Source organism: Eisenibacter elegans DSM 3317, from assembly GCF_000430505.1.
GTDB lineage: Bacteria > Bacteroidota > Bacteroidia > Cytophagales > Microscillaceae > Eisenibacter > Eisenibacter elegans.
Map to the genome: position 1 here is coordinate 101,268 of NZ_KE387153.1, position 18,788 is coordinate 120,055.

An 18,788-nucleotide genomic window follows, 5' to 3' on the forward strand; every position below is an offset into this window, starting at 1 on the left:
CTCGTCGTAGCCATCCCACGATTAAAATCGTGGGCTATATATAACGCGCCTGCGCTTTTTGCCCTAGTATCAGCGCAAAAACCAGCTGTTTTGAGAGTGCCGCGCTGAAAGTTTAGACAAGCTCTTAGGTCAGCGCAGACAATGGTACAACAATACACTTAGCATCAGAAATCGTATAGTCCAAGCAGCTGTCCGGTAAGCATTTGCGCGAATCAACTCCCGAATGCGCCCTTCGTGAAAGCCTTCAGTCTCCAGTAGGTTGTGTATTGGAATAGCCCAGAAAAAAGTAACACCCCAAATAAACAGAGTAAGCGCCAACAAGGCTAGTGCCGCAACTAAAGACACCTGAGCGCCTGCCAGCCATACCAACAACAACGAAAGCCCTAGCTCTATCACCATCGGAACGGCTACGACATAGCCCGTGCCTTGGGTATGAAAGGCGTGGAAATTGGGGAAATCTTTGGGACTGATTTTGAGGAAAATAGGATAATGTACTACTTGGATATACCAGATAAACCCCGTGAACAAGGTGGCCATCAAGTGATTGGCAAAGAGCACTTGCAGTTCCGTCATCATAGGGCAAGGATTGCTTGATGTATAGCCAGTACCTGAGGAATGACCAGTTGCTGGTCGTCATTGTGGATGATCCAATCCGCACGCGCACACTTATCGGCTTCGTTCATCTGCTTGGCAATGATTCCTGCTATTTCGGCTTCGCTGCGCTGTGGGTCTCGGTGGCGAATACGGCGAATCCGTAACGCTTCGGGAGCAAATACCGTAATGACCTTGTCGAGGTCTTGATAGCGCCCCGACTCAAACATCAAAGCAGCTTCGTTGAGGGTATATGGAGCCTTGTTTTGGGTTTGCACCCAAGCCCGATAATCTTCCCCTACCCTTGGGTGTACAAGCGCATTGAGTGTGGCAATGTGCTGGGTGTCTACAAAAACCGTTTTGGCCAGATATGCACGGTTGAGCGTGCCATCAGGGAAGTAACTCTCTGTGCCAAAGGCTGCTTTGACCCCTTCTACTAAGGTTGCGTCGTGGCTCATCAACCATTTGGCACGCTCATCGGCGCTATAGATAGGGATACCTAGAGCGGCAAATACCTTACAAACGATACTCTTGCCGGCACCTATACCGCCGGTGATGCCTATTTTCTTAACGCTTGTCATAAGCTGTTACTTTGATAAAGGTAGCGCTGCGCGGGTTGCGCACACCATAGGGCACTTGAAGTTTGATCTCGACTTGCTTGTTTTCAGGGTCGTAGCGCTCAAAGTCTGCTACAGCTCTGAAGGCCGCATAATCTATCTTATCTTTATTCTTTTTGCGGTATTCAAATATCACAGGCAGTTCGTTGCGCTCAAGCTCGAAGGTAGCATTGGGAGGGACGGCATTTTTGACTACCGGCACGGTATACTGCCCTACAATAAACTCGTCGACTTCAAAGTAGATTTTGACACTTTGCTGCTCTAGTTGGAGCAAACTTTTCTTGTCGTTATCAAACAATATCTCCAGCGGTACTTCTTCATTAAAGACAGAGTCAATCTTGCGTTTGGGCAGGTTGACATACAGCTCATCGGGATACTGCCCCACCAGCGAAGCCGGGCCGCTCAGCGTGATTTCCTTGGGGTCTATCTGGATACTGGAGGTGATGTCATAGTTAGAAGACAGGCGTAAAGAAGCGGGGTTTAGCTTGATTTCTAGGGACTTGCGTGCTTTCCGGTCAAAGGTCAGTAGTTCTACGCTTGAAAAATTCAGAATATCCTGCACAACCATATCCTTGGGCATTCCCCCAAGCATTGCAGCATTGAGCTCTGCCTTGTCTAACTTGACCAAGTAGTGCCCTGTTTTGGGGTTGCGCGAAAGGTGGTAGTGTTGGTGATTGTTAGGTTTTTTGCCATAGTTTTCTAAGTCTATGGTAGCTTCCAAGGCTGCTTGGTTGAGGTATAACCCTGCTTGATAGCGCAAAAAAGCCCAGCCGCTACTCTGTACCCGCACCTCGAAGTTGGTGGGGAGGTCCTGTAGAGGCACAAACTTATTGTTGTTGAAGCTGATTTCTATCGGGAACCGGATGGTCAGGTCGCGCTTTTTGTTCAACTCATTGAGCATCCAAAGAGCTGCCGCCACCAAGATGGAGATGCTCAAGGCCCTGTAATCCACGTTTTTGAGTGGAAGCAACAAGGCCAGCAGTTGGCCGGTATTTTTGAAAAATTGCTTCATACGAAATCAAGTCTGATGGGCTATAAACTAACCGCCGCTATCCATAAAGCTCCTCGATGTGGCACGCAGCCAAAATGCCTTGCTGCCTTCCAAAAGGCTGGTGCTTGCCTATCTGTAATATGAAAGACAAGCACTTGGCGCATAGGCAACGTTATTTTTTCTCTGTATTGAGTTTTTGGGTGGCTTCCATCGACACAGCCGAGCGCTCGATAGTCAGTCGCGTACCCTTGTCTACTTCTAGGGTGAGGGTGTTTTCTGCCAACTCTACAATCTTGCCATGAACCCCCCCAATGGTAATCACCATAGTGCCCTTGGTCAATTCACTCAAGAATTTTTGTTGTGCTTTTTGTTTTTGAGATTGCGGGCGAATCATAAAGAAGTAAAACACCAAGATGATGCCACCAATAAAAACGAAATTGGTAATGAGGCTTTGAGTGGCATTGGGAGCCGCCTGAAGTAGTAAAGAAGTAAGGGTCATATTTTTTAAGAGTGAATGATGAAGTATGAACAAACGACCAGCCCTGCCGCTATATGGGGCAGGGTTTTAGGTCTTGGGGTATCAAATTGGTCTACACAAGATACTACTCCACCTTGATAGGGCCTTTCATATCGGCAGTAGTGTTGATGTTGGCCTTGATGGTCAGTTGGGTAGTGGCAGGGTCTGTGTTGGCATAGAGTGTGATACGCTTCATCTGATTGCCACTCTTGCCTACGGCGCTAAACTCTACCTCTATTTCTCCGCTAGCACCGGGTGCAATTGGCTCACGTGGCCACTTGGGCACGGTACAGCCACAGTCGGCTTGCGCATTGTTGATAATCAAGGGAGCATCACCGCTGTTAGTAAACACAAAAACATGTTTGACTACGTCTTGAGCACCAATCATGCCAAAGTCGTGGCTGCTTTCGGCAAAGCTGATAGCTGCTACTCCGTTGGCAGGCGACTGTGTATCAGCTGCTTCTGAGTTAGCAACTGCTTGGGTGTTATCGCCACTTTGGGCTTCGCTGCCGCAAGCTTGCCAAGTAAAGGACAGGGCGGCCAAGGCCAAGGCATATACAAAGGACTTCTTCATAAGAGGATCTAATAACGATAAACGATAAGGTCTGGACATTGGGTTGCCACAAAGAGTGCTGTCAAGTACTTATTGATGACAGACAAATTTAGCTGTTACAACCGTCTTTTGCAAGCCTTTGATAAGTTAGGCCGCCTGTATGAGAGGCGGCTCTTGTCAAGGATTCTAGACTTGGGGTTTCCCTTGTTTGATTTTATCCATAAACACGTCGATATCCTCTATCAGGCGTTCGGCCTGCTCTCGGGTTTCGTCAATGATTTTCTGCCCTTCGGTCTTGGCTTCGTTCATAACCTCCTCCTTGTCGCGGAGTAGGTCTTCGATAAAGTCGGCCAATTTATCCCGTGATTTAGAGAGCTGAAAGCTCAGCTTGTCGCGGGTTTGTCGACCCTTGTCAGGAGCATATAAAATACCGAGCACAGCTCCGGTAGCCGTACCGGCCAGAAATGCGGTAATGATAGCAGTTGCTTTTTTCATATCTGTAAGAGAAAAGTACTGATGGGTATGAGGTATAGGTTTTGTTGCTTTTGCAGCAGATAGATAACGATTTATTTGTTGTCAATCAAGCCTCGACCGCTTTTTTTGATTCTCCCCTCCTGTTGTAAGGTTTGGGCGATGGCATCTAAAAGTCCATTGACAAACTGCTTGCTTTTGGGCGTACTATACATTTTGGAGAGCTCGATATACTCGTTAATGCTGACCTTAATGGGTACACTCTGAAATTGAATCATCTCACACACAGCCATTTGCACAATAATCCGGTCTATCATCGCTAAGCGATCCAAATCCCAGTTGGCAGCGTGGGCACTGATACTCTGGTCTATTTCTTTCTCTAGGCTAATGCACTGTCGGTAGAGGTCTTGATAAAAAAACTGGTCTTCGTCCCAGTTTTTGGATAAGGGTTGCAGGGCGAAATCTTCTAAATCTTCGGGAGTAAGTGTTTTGAGCGTCTTGATGACCATACTCTGAATCACTTTTTCGTTTTCGCTCCAGTAGAGGTCTTTTTCCTCGAAAAACTTGGCCGCTATATCGCTTTTGAAGGCAATCTTGCGCAGCAGGTGTAACACAATATTGAGCTCTTCTTCAAAGCTGGGTTGTATCAGAGCTTGGTATTTTTTGTATTCTTCGTCGGTTTTGAAGGCCACACGGTAAAAATCCTTGACAAACTCCATCTGAGCTTTCCAAGTAACTTGGCGGCGTTCGATTTCTGTTTTGAGGAGCTTGTGTTTGGCCAAGGCTGCCACCACCGGGTTGTGTTGGAACTTAAAATCGCTGGGATTGTAGGTATAGAGCAGCGTATTGTTTTGATTGCGTTCGCCCTCTGCGCTTACCAAGTTGGCAATTTCCAAAGGTAGCTGCAATAAAAGCAAGTAGATATCGTAGATTTGCTCTATTTGTCGGGAGAGATGCTTTTCAAAATGGCTGATGCCTTGACGGTGTTCAGCCTTATAAAACTGCATTGCCTCGATAGCTGCGGCGCGTATGGCCGGTGGGGTATCTGGGGCAAGTTGGAGTTGCGATTTTTCAAAATTTTCGGCAAAAAGTGTTGTAGCCGCTGCTATCTCGGCCTTGAGCTGTTCGGCATCCTTGCGATCTTCGTCCCAATCAGGAGTAAGGTTTTGGGCAATCAAATCGGCAGCCATCTGATAATCGGCTTTACGGGCTTGGGCGAGGGCATACAAGGCTTGCATCACTTTGATGCGCAAATATCTTCTGTTTAACATCGACTATAAGGGTGGGAATATCAAGAATATACACGCGGGCGCTTGACCTTGGGGGTTGGTCGGGCAGCAATAAGCCTACAAAGGTAGGCATTTTTTCGCTCTCGGCCTTGATACGCCCACAATAGGGTTTTTGTAGTAAAAATAAATTTTGATTAACTACCTGATTATCAAATTATTATACCCAAACAAAATTGGTTTGGGGAATATATCCACTGAAAATCAAATCCTGTCAATCTCAAATCTTGTGAGTCTTGGTATACCTTTTGACGCTTTCGCGATTTTGTCGCTAAAGTCATATACCCTTCCTTATTATTGATAAAGTGCCAGCCGAGTTAGAAAATGCTCAGTGGAATGTGAGCGCTGCATTACGCCGGTTTGCGACAAAAATACAGGATTTCATCCTTAGGCAAGGCATACTGCTGTACTTGGTCGGGGGGTAGCTCTTGGGCATATTGCCTTTCGGTAACCTCAAAGCCAGCCTTTCGGAGGCGCTCGGGGTAGTCTAGCCCATAAAGCCGGACGTGGTCTTCTTGGCCATAAGCCTCAAAACGCGCTTGGGCACTCTGGATAGCAGGGTCTTCGAAAGTAGTAACAAGACTATAGTCCATAGGCGATTGGATGATTGCCCAGCCTTGTGGACGCAACACACGCAAAATTTCACCCATAGCCTGTAGGTCGTCGGTTACGTGCTCCATAACGTGATTGCAAAATACGACATCAAAAGCCCCTGCTTCAAAAGGCATCTGATGAATATCCATATGGATTTGCGCCAGCGGCGACTCCAAATCAGCGGTGATGTAGTCTAAGTTTTTCATTCGCTCAAATCGGTGAATAAAGCAGACTTCTGGCGCGATATGTAGTACACGCAGTGGTTTTTCAAAAAATGGGGTCTCTTGTTTCAAAAAAAGCCACATCAGCCGATGGCGCTCTAGCGCTTGGCAACTGGGGCATAGCGCTTGCTCGCGGGCAGCCTTGCCACGCCCGTAGGGTAAAAATTTGCGGAACTCTGTCTCACATACAGGGCATTGTACGCCTTTGCCTCTATAAAAAAGCCCCAAAATGCGCAAGGCTAGCGGGCTGATGAGTTGTAGGTATTTGCGGGGGATAAAGCGGATGACCCAGCTAATGATGCGTTTCATAAATTCGCTCAGACAATGTTAGGCTGACAAAGGTAGTATATTTTGCACATAAAAAAAGAGACGCAAAACCTTGTTTACGCCTCTAAACGTTAGATGTTTTAGTCGATAGCCTAACGCTTGATTTTGATTTTGTCGAGTTGTTGTTTTACTTCTTTGATTTTCTCACCTGCTTCTTTGATACCTTCGGCAGAAGTTTTGACAGCTTTGGGAACGGTAGGCAGCATCACCAAAATGCCGATAATAACCGCAAAGAGAAATAAAATATTCGCAAACAGTGCCATAGGTTGCATTAATTTTGGTGTGATAAAATTTGATACAGTGTCTTTTGGGGATGAATACATCCTTACAGTTTTGAAGTAAACAACAAAGAACGCAAAAAGGTCACGACAAAATTATTTTTGATGTAACATTTTCTCCTCTAGCCAGGGCTTTGCTTTTGTGGAGGCGCTCTTTTCCAACAACCTTACGCCTGTGTTCAGGCCATAAAGCCGTGTGGGAGCAGCAACTGTTCAAAAAAGCCCCCGATTTGTCGTTGGCGGTCTACTAAATGAATTTCCAAAATCCAATGGCGTGTTTGCCCCTTGCTGTCGGGTTCAAAAATATCTTGGTGGTTATCGGGATGGATATAATGATTTTTGAGCTCCGGGGGCAGTTTCTCGTGGGGAAAGTGGCCAATGATATGTCCGGCTATTTCACCTCCAAACTCCAAGCCGTAGTCTTTGGCCATAGTGAGGGCTTGCGCATACAAGGCCGCGCCGGTAAGTTGCTCTTGTTGATGGACAAAATCGCGCAGTTGATACCACATATCCTCCACCGCTTGGCTAATCCAGTACTTGTAAGGGTCATCTCCCAATACATAAGTACGCCCAAAGTCGGCCTCCCATTCATCGAAAATAGGGCCAAAATCAAGGAAAACAAGGTCGTCATCTTGCAGTGTAAGATTAGGAGGGTTTTCGTCGTACGGACATAGGGTATTGACTCCGGCTCGTACAATGCGTTTATGCCAATATTTCTGGATACCAAACATCTCATCAGCCAATGAGTAGATGGCCGTGTTGAGTTCTTTCTCGCTCAAGCCGGGGCTGAGCAGGCCGCGTGTTTCGATTTCGGTAAAAAGCAGGGCGGCTTTTTGCTCTGCTTCGACAAGTGATTTGAGGGCGGAGTTGCTGTGCATTTTTCTAACGAAAAAGGTCTTTTATGAGAATTTGCCCTGATTTTGGGCTCAGGCTTGCTGTCGGTATAGTCCAAATATTTTTTGTCTATCCCTTTGCAAAAGTAAGGTATTTGAAACTTTTCGGCACACAAAATGCAAGTACAAGCAAGTATATTTCTTTTTTTGTGCGTAATTTGGCCGCATCGCTGGTAAGACATACCCCTAGATTTATCGCTTTTCTTTTTTTACGTTGTGTTCGATGACCTTGATAAGCCCCACCCCTCCTTATTTTACGGATTATGACCAGGCCACGGAGGCCGTGGTAGCGCTAGAAGCGCACCGGGTGGTGTATGCCAATGCCTTGGCCAAAGCATATCTGGGAGCCGAAGCACTGCTAGGGACAGCTTGGCACTATTGGATGCCCACAGCACGAAGCACAGCCTTTCTATTGGCGCTAAAGCGGGGCTTGCTGCGCCAAAAACAAGGGGCTTGGTTACAAGTATACTTCCATTGCGAGCCCACCCCCGAAGGATTTTTGTTGTTGCGCTTTGAGCCAATGACCCATATCCCTCCAGCCATTCAGCAACAAATACAAAAAGCAGATGTTGCGCAACACCCTGTTTTTGGAATCCGATATGGCGTTATTCAATACCTCAACGAAGCCGCGCTCAAGTTGCTTTGTTATAGCCACGAATTAGAGATAATGGGTTGCGCTTGGCGCGAGATTGTACACCCCCAAGGGCGCAGTATGACACAGCTCCACCTCGAAGCCCTACAAAACTATCCCGAAAACGCCGAGACAACCCCGCAACATATCGCCTTGATAGGCAAGACCCAAGTACTCGTACACGCCTCGTATCAAGCCGCTAGTGTGCTCACACCGCTACAACGTTGGGTGTTTGTGTCTTGCCAAGACCTCTCGGAGCAGCTCGAACAACTTCAGGAAGCCCCGCCGCCTCTGCATTACCTCCATCAACACGCCCCTATCGGTATCTTGCACGTAGCCCAAGGTTACATCAAAAGCAGTAATCCTTATTTCGACCAACTAATATTTCCATTGCCGGGAACAGGGCAACTCTTTTTGGATTTGCTCTGCCCCGAATCACAACAAAACCTGCTCCAACACTGCCAAGAAATCAAACAAACCGGTCAAGCAATTCCTGTACACCTTGCGCGGCTTTGCCTGCCCCAAGGCGATGTAAAATATGTAGAGTTGAGTGGGGTTTGCCTCGAAATGCAAGAAGAACACCTTAGCGAAGCCTTGATTTTTATGCGTGATGTCTCTCAAAGACACGCCAGCGAGCAAAACCTCTCCCGCTTCCGAAAGGTGATGGACAATATCGGGGAAATGCTTTTGGTCATTGATGGAGAAACTGGCCGTATCCTTGATGCCAACGCAACCGCCTGCCAAGTTTTAGGCTACTTGCACGAAGAGCTGTTAGACCAGCCCATCGGCCTAATAGAGGTCTCCTACCCCATCCAAAGCCCCGAACAATGGCAGCAAGAGGTCGCTCATATCAAAAGACTCAACAATTTTATCTGGGTCGTAGATGGCATACACCGCCGCAAAGATGACAGCCGCCTGCCAACAGAAATATCGCTCAAACACGAAAAATTCAATGACCAAGACCTCATCATTATGGTGAGTCGCGACGTAAGCGAACGACACGAGTCGGAGGCCAAACTCAACCGTACCTTACAGTCGCTTAAATCGCGCAATTTTGAGCTAGACAACTTCGTATATAAAGTCTCCCACGACTTGCGTGCGCCGCTGGCATCTATCATTGGCCTGCTGGAGTTGGCCCGCGAAGAGAACGAGCAGCCCGGCATCGCCCAATACCTCAAAATGATCACGGAGAGTGCCCAAAACCTTGACAAGTTTATCCGTACTATTTTGGCCTACTCCCAGTCCTTGAATAAAAAACTTCATTACCAAACTATTGATTTTGCCGAGCTAGTCCAACGTGTGGTCAATGACTTGCAATACCTGCCCTACGCCACCCGCATACGGGTAGAGCTGATAGAAGACCCACAATCCTTACCTCTTTACAGCGATGTTTTCCGGCTCGAAATAGCGCTACGAAGCGTTATCGCCAACAGTATCCAATACCAAGATTTCAACAAAAACGAAAGCCATATCCGCATCCAACTACGGGTGCATAGCGAGCAAGCCCACATCACCATCACAGACAACGGCTTGGGAATAGACCCTGCACACCTACCCAAGGTTACGGATATGTTTTATAGGGGCAATGAGCGCTCCAAAGGCGCGGGGCTGGGCCTCTACCTGAGCGGTGTGGCACTCGAAAAGCTAGGCGGCACGCTTCATATTGAAAGCAAGCTTTTTGAGGGTACACGTGTCAGTGTTTACTTGCCTAACCACGCATCAGGGGGAATCTAGCCAGTCTGATTGTTTTAGAAGGGGGCAAATCACAGCGCCTGTTCCATTTTGCGTTCTCAACTAATGGTAGGCACTACGCCCTCCTTGAACCCTACTGATAGCCTTGCGCCTGCATCTGAAATAGCTCGGCATATAATCCATTTTGTGCCAACAAGGCTTCGTGTGAGCCAAGTTCTACCGGACTTCCCTTTCTCAAAACAAGAATGCGGTCTGCCATCCGAACCGTCGAAAAGCGGTGCGAAATCAGTACAGCTGTCTTTCCTTTGGTTAACTCAGTAAATCTCACAAACACCTCATACTCAGCTCTAGCATCGAGAGCGGCAGTAGGCTCGTCGAGCACCAATACAGGCGCATCACGCATATAGGCACGTGCGAGGGCTATCTTTTGCCACTGCCCCCCTGAGAGATCTACCCCTTGGTCAAAGCGTTTGCCCAGCCGCTGGCTATAGCCTTGTGGCAAGTGCTCGATGACCTCGTCGGCAAGGCTGCGCTGGGCGGCATTTTCGATGCGCGGCTGTTCGGTACGCGCCTCAATCTTCCCAACGGCAATATTTTCGGCAGCGTTAAGCTGAAAGCGGACAAAGTCCTGAAAAATAACCCCTATCAGCGCCCTGTATGCATCGGGCTGATAGCGCCGTATGTCTATCCCATCGAGCAAGATACGCCCTTCGCTGGGGTCATAGAGGCGTGTGAGTAGCTTGATGAGGGTTGTTTTGCCGGCTCCGTTCTCCCCTACCAACGCCAGCTTTTCACCAGCTTTGAGTGTAAACGACACCCCTCGGAGCGCCCAAATATCACTGTTGGGATAACAAAAGCCCACGTTTTCGAACACAAACCCTTCGTCAATCTGCTGTGGTAGGGGTAAAAAATCTCCTTCAGCAGGCATTGTAGGAGCGATGGCCAAAAAATCAAATAAATCTTGTAGGTATAGAGCGCTTTGGGTCATCGCCGAAAAGCGGCTCAAAATACCCTGTAGCAAGGTTTGCATTTGGCTGAAAGCCCCCGCCAAAAAAGTCAGTGTGCCGATACTGATACTCCCCCCCAAGGCCGCAATCAGAATCACAAGGTAGGCTCCATAGTAGGCCAACAAGGTTAGCAAGCTAAAGAGCATCCCCCATGCTGCCCTACGGATGGCGAGGGCGCGGTTGGCGAGGTAATAGTTATGTGCTAGGTGCTGGAAACGCGCCGTGATAAACTCCGATAGGCCGAAGTTTTTGACCTCTTTGGCCGTTTCGTCGCTTGCACCGATATAGCGCAGATAGTCCAGCTCACGGCGCTCCGGTGTCCAGCTGCGGGCCAGTGAGTAGCCATAACGGTTGAAGTAGTTTTCGTTCCAAAAAGCCGGCATTACGGCCAGTAATAGTAGGCCTACCAACCAAGGGCTGAAAGCCCAAAGCCCTCCCAACAGAAAAACGACTGTAACCAACTCCTGTACCTGCCCAAAAACTTGGCCCATTAAGACTGTCCGCCCAACAGTTTGACGACGGGCACGCTCCAATTTGTCATAAAAAACCGCATCTTCAAGCTGCGCCAAGTCTAGCCTGCCGCTGTGCTCCATCAGCTGTACTGAACTTTGATTGGCAAATAAATCGCCCAGCAGGGCATCGGTGAGGGTAATGGCGCGGTTGAGCAACTCCGAGCAAGCGACCAATACGGCTTCCAGTATTACCCACTGCCACAGCGCCGTGGCTTGTGTCCAGTCGGCTTGTGGGCTGAGCCGCACCACTTCGTCAATAATCAACTTGCCCACCCACAAAATGGCCAAGGGCAAACCCGACTTGCACAAACGCAGGAACATATGCGCCCCTGCCAAACTAGGTGAGGCCTGCCATACCATTTTCAAAAACGGAACAATCAGCCGCAAGGCTTCGAGGCTCTCTCGCCAGTTGGGTGCATCGGTAGCGGGCTGCTCAGGACGTACTTTTTCTCTTTTTGCCATAAAATCAACTCAAGGTGTGGAGGCAAAACAAGAATCGAGGCCAATTGGTGCATCCATCGGGGCATTTCTGGTTTTTGCCACTAATGTACTTGTTTTGACGCACAGGATTCTCGATATACATTTATATCAAGATTTACGATTTACTTGGTTTGAAGATGGATAGAATTTAATATTCTTGTATGCCGCTGGGCATTTTTGACTTTCGTCGTTGTTGTACTCATTTTCCCCCTTTGTTATTGAAGCAAAGAACGCAAACATTGTGGGTTTGATGTGTTCTTATAGGGCTCTTTGCGCCTGCCCTTCATCATCGGCATCTAAGGTCGGTGCTGCCTACTGTCCTTATATTCCTTCAAAAGTTTTTTCAAAGTACTCTCCACATATGCGCCGTTTTTGGGATGTAATCTGCCGAATAAGATATGGACAAAGTCAATCATCGTCCAAATAAGTAAACCCCCAAAGGTCAAGGTCTGCACGACTCCTTGCCAAGTATATCCGAGATAATAACGATGGAATCCAAACATTCCAAAAAACCCACAAAGAATTAGCGCCCTAAACCAGAACTTATGTTGCAATAGTTTTTTACCCTTGCCTGTTCTTTTGATATCTTTCTTAGGCTGCTGTAACTGTTTTACAGACTCAGTATTGGGTTGGGGATGCAGGTCTGTCCAAGCAACAGGAGTGTGTTTGGTTATCTGCCTGATACCTACCAAGGAGTCTGGGGGTGATAAAGTTAGGGTAGCCGCACTGGCAACCACATCTAAGCCCAATAGTACACTACAAAGATGTATAAAGATGGTGCTTCTAAACATACGGTATTGTTATTTAGCCCATAATGATTACAAGCAAGAAACTGAATTTCAGGTTCTTATCCAAATTATACCAAATTTATACGCCAATGAACATTTTGGAGAAAGTAGCTCGGAGCTCCAGCTCCGAGACAAGTGAGGCCTCATTTTGGGAATACAATGAGACTTAGCCCATAGTTTTAGCGCTTGTCTAAATTTTCAGCGTGGCGCTCAAAAACACTGCTTTTTGTGCTGATACTAGGCAAAAAGCGTAGGCCTTGTGTTTAGCCCACGATTTTAATCGTGGGAAGGCTACGGCGAGCATTTTTAATGAATTAGCAGCCAAAAAGCAGTGTTTTGGTGTCGATGAGGAGAATTTTTAGAGAAGCTCTTAACTATGGAGTTTGAAAAATATCCAGTGGCGTGGATGAGACATAAGCCTCAGTGAGGTTTGGAAACCGACCAGTGGTGCGGCCATACCCTTGGCTTCTCATAGTCTCGCAAATACGTTGCTTTTTTTAAAAATGTTGTTTTCTACCTATGTTACCGCAACTGCGTTGCTAACAAATCCCCGAAGGGGGTAATACCGTTGGAGACTGACTACCCAAAATAAATAAGCTATCCTCCGTTTACAAAAAACACAATTAGCTAACTCTGGGTGGCTTTTTTTGAATACCCCCCTTATTCGCAACACACTTCATCACAAATAAGATAGTGTATTATGTTTTTTCACCCATTTTTATTTGGAAAGCTGTTTCAAAAATAAGAACTTGCCAAGCATCATACTACTCCCCCCCCAGTCTCTAGTTATGGCTGTTTCTTCCCCTCCTTATCAATACGAAGTCGCCATTATTGGCGCTGGTTTTTCGGGTTTGGCGATGGCGGCTCGCCTCCAAGAGGCAGGGCAACGCTCTTTCGTGATTTTGGAACGCGCCAACGAAGTAGGGGGTACTTGGCGCGACAATACCTACCCTGGCTGCGCCTGCGATATTATGTCGCACCTCTACTCGTTTTCGTTTGCGCCCAACCCCCATTGGTCGCGTATGTACCCCCAACAACCCGAAATACTGGCGTATCTCAAAAGGTTTACGGATCACTACAGTTTGCGCCAACACCTGCGCCTTGGGACAAGCTTGCTTGCTGCTCATTTTGAACAAGACGGGGGCTACTGGAAGCTACAGGCTGCTGATGGGCAGATTTTCACGGCTCGAACTGTTGTAGCAGCCTTGGGTCCGCTCAATCGCCCACACTACCCTGATATACCAGGGTTAGCTGATTTTCAGGGGGAAGTGTTTCATTCTGCCAAATGGAACCACACATATGACTTGGAGGGCAAACGCATCGCTGTAATTGGCACTGGAGCCAGTGCCATCCAGTTTGTGCCTCAGATAGCGCCTAAGGTATCGGCCTTACACCTGTTTCAGCGCAGCGCTCCTTGGATTATGCCCAAGCCCGACCGTGCTGTGCGGGCTTGGGAGCAACGCCTCTTCCGGCGTTTTCCGTTGACACAACGGCTTTTGCGCCACGCCATCTATTGGGCCAATGAGCTACGCGGACTTTTATTTATGGGGAATAAGACTATCCAACAATGGGGGCAGAAAAAAGCGCTTAAATACCTGCAAAAATCCGTTTCTGACCCTGAATTACGCCAAAAACTGACTCCCGACTATGCCATAGGTTGTAAACGTATTTTGATTTCTAATGATTATTATCCGGCTCTACAGCTCCCTCAAGTACAAGTACATACAGAGGGTATTGAGCGCATCACTGCCGATGCGGTCTGTACCAAGGCTGGGGAACGCCTCGCTGTCGATGCCATTATTTTGGGCACGGGCTTTGTCGCTGCTGACTTTGTGGTAGATATGAAGATTCGTGGGCTAGATGGCCAGAACCTATTTGACGAATGGCTGCGCACTGGTGCACAGGCCTACAAAGGCGCTACGGTGAGCGGATATCCCAACTGGTTGTTTTTGGTAGGACCTAATACTGGCGGTGGGCACAACTCTATCGTCCATATCGCCGAATCACAGGTGGCCTATGCAATGTCCTACCTCGAATACTTGCGACAGCAACCCAACGGCGCATATCTTGACCTAAAAGCCGAAGCACAAGCCGCCTATAATGTCGAGCTACAGCAAAAAATGCAACAAACCGTGTGGCTATCAGGATGTAAGAGCTGGTATCTCAACCAAGCCGGGCAAAACACTACGCTCTATCCAGGGCTGAACTACCAGTTCAGGCAGATTACCGCAAAGTTTGATAATCAGGCATATACCCTAAAGACAAACACACAAACCACCCTAGCCACAATAGGGTAAAGGCTGTATTTTGAGAACAATTCCATAGCAAAGACTGTTGTCTTGACATAACAATTAGTAACTTAGTAGACTATTGACAAAAAACATTCGGTTTAGTTGTTGTTTCAAACAATTAAATTGTGTGTCTGTAGAACTTGACTACTTACCTCCAATTCACCGTTTTTATGTATTTATCGGTATTGCTACACGCGATGCAACCCCTATCCGACGGGGGGTATCCTTACCGCGAAACAGACCTCTCTCAAACTATAGCAGAGCCTTGGAATGCTATTTCTTCCCTCCTTTTTCTGATACCGGTGGTGTATTGGGCTTATAAATTGCGCGGTCGTTATCACCAACACTGGTTTTTGAGTTTGGCCTTGCCTCTCTTGTTCTTGGGCGGTATAGGCAGCGCCCTGTTTCACGCCTTCCGTGTATCACCTTGGCTGCTTTGGCTCGATGTAGCGCCTATCTTGGTATTGACGATGGCTCTGAGTGTGTATTTTTGGCTCAATGTAACCAAGCGGTGGGAATATGCTGCCGGTATCATCACAGTCTTTCTGATAGTACAATACCTCAATAGCACTTACATTGGGGGGCATACTGCCACTAATATTAGTTATTTTTTGCGGGGAACGGTAATGTTCTTACCTGCTGTGATGTTGATGTACCAATCCAAATTCAGACACGCGCCCTACCTCCTGTTTGCTATCGGGAGCTTTATCTTAGCCTTGGTTTTCCGCTACATTGATGTATATGTGCATATTTCTTGGATGCCTATGGGTACTCACTGGCTATGGCATACTGCTACTGCGGTCGGTGCTTGGCTCTTGGGAGAATATGTATACCATACCGACTTACAGTTCAATGCGCGGAAGCGTATCCGAAGTCAAGGAAAAATTCACCTCAAAAAATCTAAAGTCCTTGTAAATCAATAATGTCTACACTGTTACCCTTGTAAACACCGTTGTTTTTAGTGGCAAATATCCCTGCGCGTCTTCCGAGTTTTGACGGTTGGATTGTGCGCAGCTGTGCGGTTGTCGCTACTTTTTCAAAAATGTTCGGTGGCGTTTGTTACTGTTTTGCGCCTTGGTAAAGTTTTGTTATTTTTGGCCTTAGAGCTTTATCAAAAATGTACTTTCTTGCTCTACAAACATCAATGCAAGCTCTCTGGCTTCGTTGAAGTAGATACAGGGCTAGCATTAGCCTTTTGAGATTAGGCTCTTTTAGACCTCGTTTTTTATCATTGGCTCGCCTACACAATGGCTCACGCACACTCGGGCAACACAACATCTCCAACGGAATGTTGCCACCATCATCACTCTTCGGAGGGAACACATTCTCCCCTAACACACAAAGCCCCTACACACATCCATAGCGCGTGTGGGCATCAGCATAGCGTCAGTGATAACCTTTGGGTGGCTTTTTTGCTCAACCTCAGCTTTACGCTGATAGAACTTGTGGGGGGCTTGTGGACCAACTCCATCGCCATTCTGTCTGATGCACTACACGACCTAGGCGACACACTCAGCATTGGCTTGGCCTTATTTTTGGAAAGACGTGCGCAAGCCCCTGCCGACGAGCGCTTCCATTTTGGATACCGGCGTTTGTCGGTCTTGTCAGCTTTTTTGACAGCCGGGGTGCTCTTGGTGGGCAGTATCGGCATTTTGTGGGTGGCTATCCCTCGTCTGTGGCAGCCCGAAGCTGTACACGCCCCAGGAATGGCAGCCTTGGCGGTATTGGGCATTGTAGTCAATGGTGTGGCGGTATTGCGCCTCAAGCGCGGCCACAAACATTCGCTCAACCAGCAGGCCGTCAGGCTACATTTACTAGAAGACGCGCTGGGCTGGGTGATTGTCTTGCTTGGCAGCTTGGCTATGTGGGTCTGGGGTTTGCCTTGGCTCGACCCGCTGCTCTCTATCGGTTTGGCTTTGTATATTTTGCGTAATGCTGCCCGGACAGCCTACAAGAGCTTGCTCTTGATGATGCAGGCTGCTCCTACTCAGGTAGATACAACGCTATTGCGCCAGCAACTGGCCTCCCTGCCCAATGTGTTGTCGGTTAGCAAGCTCCAACTTTGGAGCTTCGATGGGGAGCATCACGCGGCCATCCTGAGCCTAGAGACTCAGGCTCCCCTATCAGCCGAAAACCATCGGCAGCTCTACCAATCAGCAGAAGCGGTTTTGCAAAAAGCGGATATCATCATGCCCCACATCAGCATCATCCCCAAAGAGCCACACCAAACCTGAATATTTTCGCACCTCAGATGACCTTACTTTATGCTCAACCTATTTCGTGCACAAGCCTTCTATAAACCTACTTGGCGCTCTCGATTGATATTCGTTCTCGAAAGCAGCTTTCTTATTGGGGTTTTGTTATTGAACAACCGATTCAATAATTTTATCAAAACCTATCTCCACGTTCCCGAGAAGTTTTTGCAAGCGCTGGCTTTCTTTCTTATTTCGGGGCTTATTATCAACTTTAGCCGCTTGGCCATCTTGCAGTTTTATGTGCAAGGCAACCAACGGGTAGGGCTTCGGAGCAATTTTGTCTTGGGTATCAACCGCATTGCGTCGTTGTTGTTTTATGTGATGATTTTTCTGACCTCCCTGTTGCTTTTTGAGGTCGATGTACGGCAGTTGTTTACCTCCTTGAGTATTGTGGCGGCAGCCTTGGCCATCACCCTCAAAGACTATATCAACAATGTTATCAATGGCTTAATCATTATGTTTGCCGACCAGATATCGCTCAACGACTATATCGAAATAGATCAGCTCCGAGGGCGAATCATTGACATCACGCTGCTGAATGTGCACCTGGCTACAGACGATGATGAGCTGATTTATATTCCCAACACCACCGTGCTCAATGCCAATATCATCAACTATACCAAGAGAGCCATCAAGAAAATAAACTTTGAGTTCGAAATTGCTTATCCATACATTCACGACGTAAAACACCTAGAACAGTTCCTTATCGCGGCCATAGAGACAGAGCCGCGTTACCGTGCCTATATAGAGCCTAATAGCTACAACCTCAAAACAGTACAGATTTACAAAGACCACGCCCTGTTACGCTTTCAATACAACAGCCAAAGCACTGACAGAGACATCGAAATCAAAATCCGCCGGCGTATCGCCCGCAAACTCATCGAATATATTCACCGACAGAGCCAATAAATCGGGGCTTTTTTGCAAAATATCCCCCTTTGTGCGTAGTATTGCCGGCTCAATACAAAACCTGACACAATGATAAAATACCTTGTTTTTGACCTTGAGATGACCGGCCCAGAGCCAGGTTGGAACGAAATTATACAGCTAGGCGCTGTTTTGTGTGATGAGAACTGGAACATACAGGGTGAGTACCTCAGTGATGTTTATCCCGAAAATGAAGAAAGTTTTTCCATCCCTGCCCAACGTATACACGACCTCACTTGGGACGAACTACAAGATGCTCCTATGCTTCACGAAGTATTGGAAGACTTTGAGGATTGGATATTGGAAAAAATGGGTATTCAAGGGCGCAGTTCCCAGGACCGTAAGCGCCTGCGCAGCATTGTGATAGGCGGGCAAAGTGTGATGTATGATGTCAATTTCTTGCGCCACGCCTATAAAAAGGAAAAGCGCTCTTGGGAGTTTGCTTACAAACAACTGGACTTGCACAACCTCTCTTTCTTCTTGTTTGAAATCCTCAAAAACAATGGCATCGACACGCCACGCTCGCTCAGCCTGGGGGCTGTGGCAAAATTTTTTGGCTTTGAGCGTGAAGGCGAAACACACAATGCCCTAGAAGATGCCATCTTGACGGCCAAATGCCTCCAAAAAGTATTTGCCTATACCCAAACGCTAAAAATATAAGGGAAGACTCAAGAAAAATCTGGCCACAGAATGCCCCTACGGCGCTTTTTTAGCGCCATAGTTGTGTGCCCTAGGTAGAAAAAGGGTATTTGTTCAAAAAAGCCACTACAGTCGCACACCCTAGGCAGCTTTCCCCAAAATGTCCAGTGGTGTACCTCTGTGGTAATTGTGCTTTTGTCAAAAAACATTAAATTTGTCGTCTGAAC

At 47.5% G+C, this 18,788-nt stretch carries 18 protein-coding genes; 6 read left to right on the forward strand and 12 right to left on the reverse strand.

Annotation, left to right across the window (positions count from 1 at the left end; translation table 11 throughout):
- Positions 1-129: 129 nt before the first annotated feature.
- From G499_RS21270 to G499_RS0114135, 10 genes are all read right to left on the reverse strand, one after another.
- Positions 130-576 (reverse strand): hypothetical protein, encoded by a 447-nt coding sequence (locus G499_RS21270; RefSeq protein WP_154658469.1) that lies wholly within the window; start codon positions 574-576, stop codon positions 130-132.
- Positions 573-1,172 carry a dephospho-CoA kinase gene (coaE, locus tag G499_RS0114095; protein ID WP_027000473.1) on the reverse strand — a complete coding sequence of 200 codons (600 nt, stop codon included), beginning with the start codon at positions 1,170-1,172 and terminating at the stop codon, positions 573-575. Before coaE ends, G499_RS21270 begins: the two co-directional genes overlap by 4 nt.
- On the reverse strand, positions 1,159-2,220 hold the full coding sequence (locus tag G499_RS0114100) for a YbbR-like domain-containing protein (RefSeq protein WP_027000474.1): 1,062 nt from the start codon (positions 2,218-2,220) through the stop codon (positions 1,159-1,161). The genes coaE and G499_RS0114100 overlap by 14 nt, the downstream gene beginning before the upstream one ends.
- 151 nt (positions 2,221-2,371) lie before the next feature.
- Entirely contained in the window at positions 2,372-2,698 is a 327-nt protein-coding gene (gene yajC / locus G499_RS0114105; RefSeq protein WP_035727682.1) for a preprotein translocase subunit YajC, read from the reverse strand.
- A 103-nt stretch (positions 2,699-2,801) separates the two neighbouring features.
- A complete protein-coding gene (locus tag G499_RS20140) occupies positions 2,802-3,290 on the reverse strand; it encodes a DUF1573 domain-containing protein (RefSeq protein WP_035727684.1) in 489 nt (162 codons plus the stop codon).
- A gap of 165 nt (positions 3,291-3,455) precedes the next feature.
- Positions 3,456-3,764, reverse strand: coding sequence for a YtxH domain-containing protein (locus G499_RS0114115; RefSeq protein ID WP_027000476.1), 309 nt, complete (start codon positions 3,762-3,764; stop codon positions 3,456-3,458).
- Positions 3,765-3,835: 71 nt separating this feature from the next.
- Entirely contained in the window at positions 3,836-5,011 is a 1,176-nt protein-coding gene (nusB, locus tag G499_RS0114120) for a transcription antitermination factor NusB (RefSeq protein ID WP_027000477.1), read from the reverse strand.
- Between the two features lie 365 nt (positions 5,012-5,376).
- A complete protein-coding gene (locus tag G499_RS0114125; protein WP_027000478.1) occupies positions 5,377-6,150 on the reverse strand; it encodes a class I SAM-dependent methyltransferase in 774 nt (257 codons plus the stop codon).
- A 110-nt stretch (positions 6,151-6,260) separates the two neighbouring features.
- The gene (locus tag G499_RS0114130) at positions 6,261-6,431 is read right to left on the reverse strand and encodes a hypothetical protein (RefSeq protein WP_154658471.1); all 171 of its coding nucleotides are present in this window, start codon (positions 6,429-6,431) and stop codon (positions 6,261-6,263) included.
- 194 nt (positions 6,432-6,625) lie between these two features.
- Complete coding sequence (locus G499_RS0114135) at positions 6,626-7,324, reverse strand: M24 family metallopeptidase (RefSeq protein WP_027000480.1); 699 nt, start codon at positions 7,322-7,324, stop codon at positions 6,626-6,628.
- Between the two features lie 238 nt (positions 7,325-7,562).
- On the opposite strand from G499_RS0114135, the gene G499_RS0114140 reads away from it, so the two are divergent.
- The gene (locus tag G499_RS0114140) at positions 7,563-9,704 is read left to right on the forward strand and encodes a sensor histidine kinase (RefSeq protein WP_027000481.1); all 2,142 of its coding nucleotides are present in this window, start codon (positions 7,563-7,565) and stop codon (positions 9,702-9,704) included.
- Positions 9,705-9,795: 91 nt separating this feature from the next.
- Here G499_RS0114140 and G499_RS0114145 read toward each other — a convergent pair whose 3' ends face one another.
- Positions 9,796-11,643, reverse strand: a complete 1,848-nt coding sequence (locus G499_RS0114145) for an ABC transporter ATP-binding protein (protein ID WP_027000482.1) — start codon at positions 11,641-11,643, stop codon at positions 9,796-9,798.
- A gap of 314 nt (positions 11,644-11,957) precedes the next feature.
- A complete protein-coding gene (locus G499_RS21275) occupies positions 11,958-12,452 on the reverse strand; it encodes a TM2 domain-containing protein (RefSeq protein ID WP_051296278.1) in 495 nt (164 codons plus the stop codon).
- Between the two features lie 785 nt (positions 12,453-13,237).
- On the opposite strand from G499_RS21275, the gene G499_RS0114155 reads away from it, so the two are divergent.
- From G499_RS0114155 to G499_RS0114180, 5 genes are all read left to right on the forward strand, one after another.
- Positions 13,238-14,746, forward strand: a complete 1,509-nt coding sequence (locus G499_RS0114155; protein ID WP_051296279.1) for a flavin-containing monooxygenase — start codon at positions 13,238-13,240, stop codon at positions 14,744-14,746.
- 164 nt (positions 14,747-14,910) lie between these two features.
- On the forward strand, positions 14,911-15,663 hold the full coding sequence (locus G499_RS0114160; RefSeq protein WP_081413813.1) for a ceramidase domain-containing protein: 753 nt from the start codon (positions 14,911-14,913) through the stop codon (positions 15,661-15,663).
- Between the two features lie 324 nt (positions 15,664-15,987).
- A complete protein-coding gene (locus G499_RS20150; RefSeq protein WP_081413814.1) occupies positions 15,988-16,974 on the forward strand; it encodes a cation diffusion facilitator family transporter in 987 nt (328 codons plus the stop codon).
- Positions 16,975-17,004: 30 nt separating this feature from the next.
- Complete coding sequence (locus tag G499_RS20155; RefSeq protein WP_051296281.1) at positions 17,005-17,904, forward strand: mechanosensitive ion channel family protein; 900 nt, start codon at positions 17,005-17,007, stop codon at positions 17,902-17,904.
- 69 nt (positions 17,905-17,973) lie between these two features.
- Positions 17,974-18,582 carry a 3'-5' exonuclease gene (locus G499_RS0114180; protein WP_342663940.1) on the forward strand — a complete coding sequence of 203 codons (609 nt, stop codon included), beginning with the start codon at positions 17,974-17,976 and terminating at the stop codon, positions 18,580-18,582.
- The last annotated feature ends 206 nt before the right edge of the window (positions 18,583-18,788 follow it).

What these genes read in the sequence shown, in the direction of transcription:
- G499_RS21270 (WP_154658469.1), bottom strand. Translation starts at nt 576, where the DNA reads ATGATGACGGAACTGCAAGTGCTCTTTGCCAATCACTTGATGGCCACC.
- coaE (WP_027000473.1), bottom strand. Translation starts at nt 1,172, where the DNA reads ATGACAAGCGTTAAGAAAATAGGCATCACCGGCGGTATAGGTGCCGGC.
- G499_RS0114100 (WP_027000474.1), bottom strand. Translation starts at nt 2,220, where the DNA reads ATGAAGCAATTTTTCAAAAATACCGGCCAACTGCTGGCCTTGTTGCTT.
- yajC (WP_035727682.1), bottom strand. Translation starts at nt 2,698, where the DNA reads ATGACCCTTACTTCTTTACTACTTCAGGCGGCTCCCAATGCCACTCAA.
- G499_RS20140 (WP_035727684.1), bottom strand. Translation starts at nt 3,290, where the DNA reads ATGAAGAAGTCCTTTGTATATGCCTTGGCCTTGGCCGCCCTGTCCTTT.
- G499_RS0114115 (WP_027000476.1), bottom strand. Translation starts at nt 3,764, where the DNA reads ATGAAAAAAGCAACTGCTATCATTACCGCATTTCTGGCCGGTACGGCT.
- nusB (WP_027000477.1), bottom strand. Translation starts at nt 5,011, where the DNA reads ATGTTAAACAGAAGATATTTGCGCATCAAAGTGATGCAAGCCTTGTAT.
- G499_RS0114125 (WP_027000478.1), bottom strand. Translation starts at nt 6,150, where the DNA reads ATGAAACGCATCATTAGCTGGGTCATCCGCTTTATCCCCCGCAAATAC.
- G499_RS0114130 (WP_154658471.1), bottom strand. Translation starts at nt 6,431, where the DNA reads ATGGCACTGTTTGCGAATATTTTATTTCTCTTTGCGGTTATTATCGGC.
- G499_RS0114135 (WP_027000480.1), bottom strand. Translation starts at nt 7,324, where the DNA reads ATGCACAGCAACTCCGCCCTCAAATCACTTGTCGAAGCAGAGCAAAAA.
- G499_RS0114140 (WP_027000481.1), top strand. Translation starts at nt 7,563, where the DNA reads ATGACCTTGATAAGCCCCACCCCTCCTTATTTTACGGATTATGACCAG.
- G499_RS0114145 (WP_027000482.1), bottom strand. Translation starts at nt 11,643, where the DNA reads ATGGCAAAAAGAGAAAAAGTACGTCCTGAGCAGCCCGCTACCGATGCA.
- G499_RS21275 (WP_051296278.1), bottom strand. Translation starts at nt 12,452, where the DNA reads ATGTTTAGAAGCACCATCTTTATACATCTTTGTAGTGTACTATTGGGC.
- G499_RS0114155 (WP_051296279.1), top strand. Translation starts at nt 13,238, where the DNA reads ATGGCTGTTTCTTCCCCTCCTTATCAATACGAAGTCGCCATTATTGGC.
- G499_RS0114160 (WP_081413813.1), top strand. Translation starts at nt 14,911, where the DNA reads ATGTATTTATCGGTATTGCTACACGCGATGCAACCCCTATCCGACGGG.
- G499_RS20150 (WP_081413814.1), top strand. Translation starts at nt 15,988, where the DNA reads ATGGCTCACGCACACTCGGGCAACACAACATCTCCAACGGAATGTTGC.
- G499_RS20155 (WP_051296281.1), top strand. Translation starts at nt 17,005, where the DNA reads ATGCTCAACCTATTTCGTGCACAAGCCTTCTATAAACCTACTTGGCGC.
- G499_RS0114180 (WP_342663940.1), top strand. Translation starts at nt 17,974, where the DNA reads ATGATAAAATACCTTGTTTTTGACCTTGAGATGACCGGCCCAGAGCCA.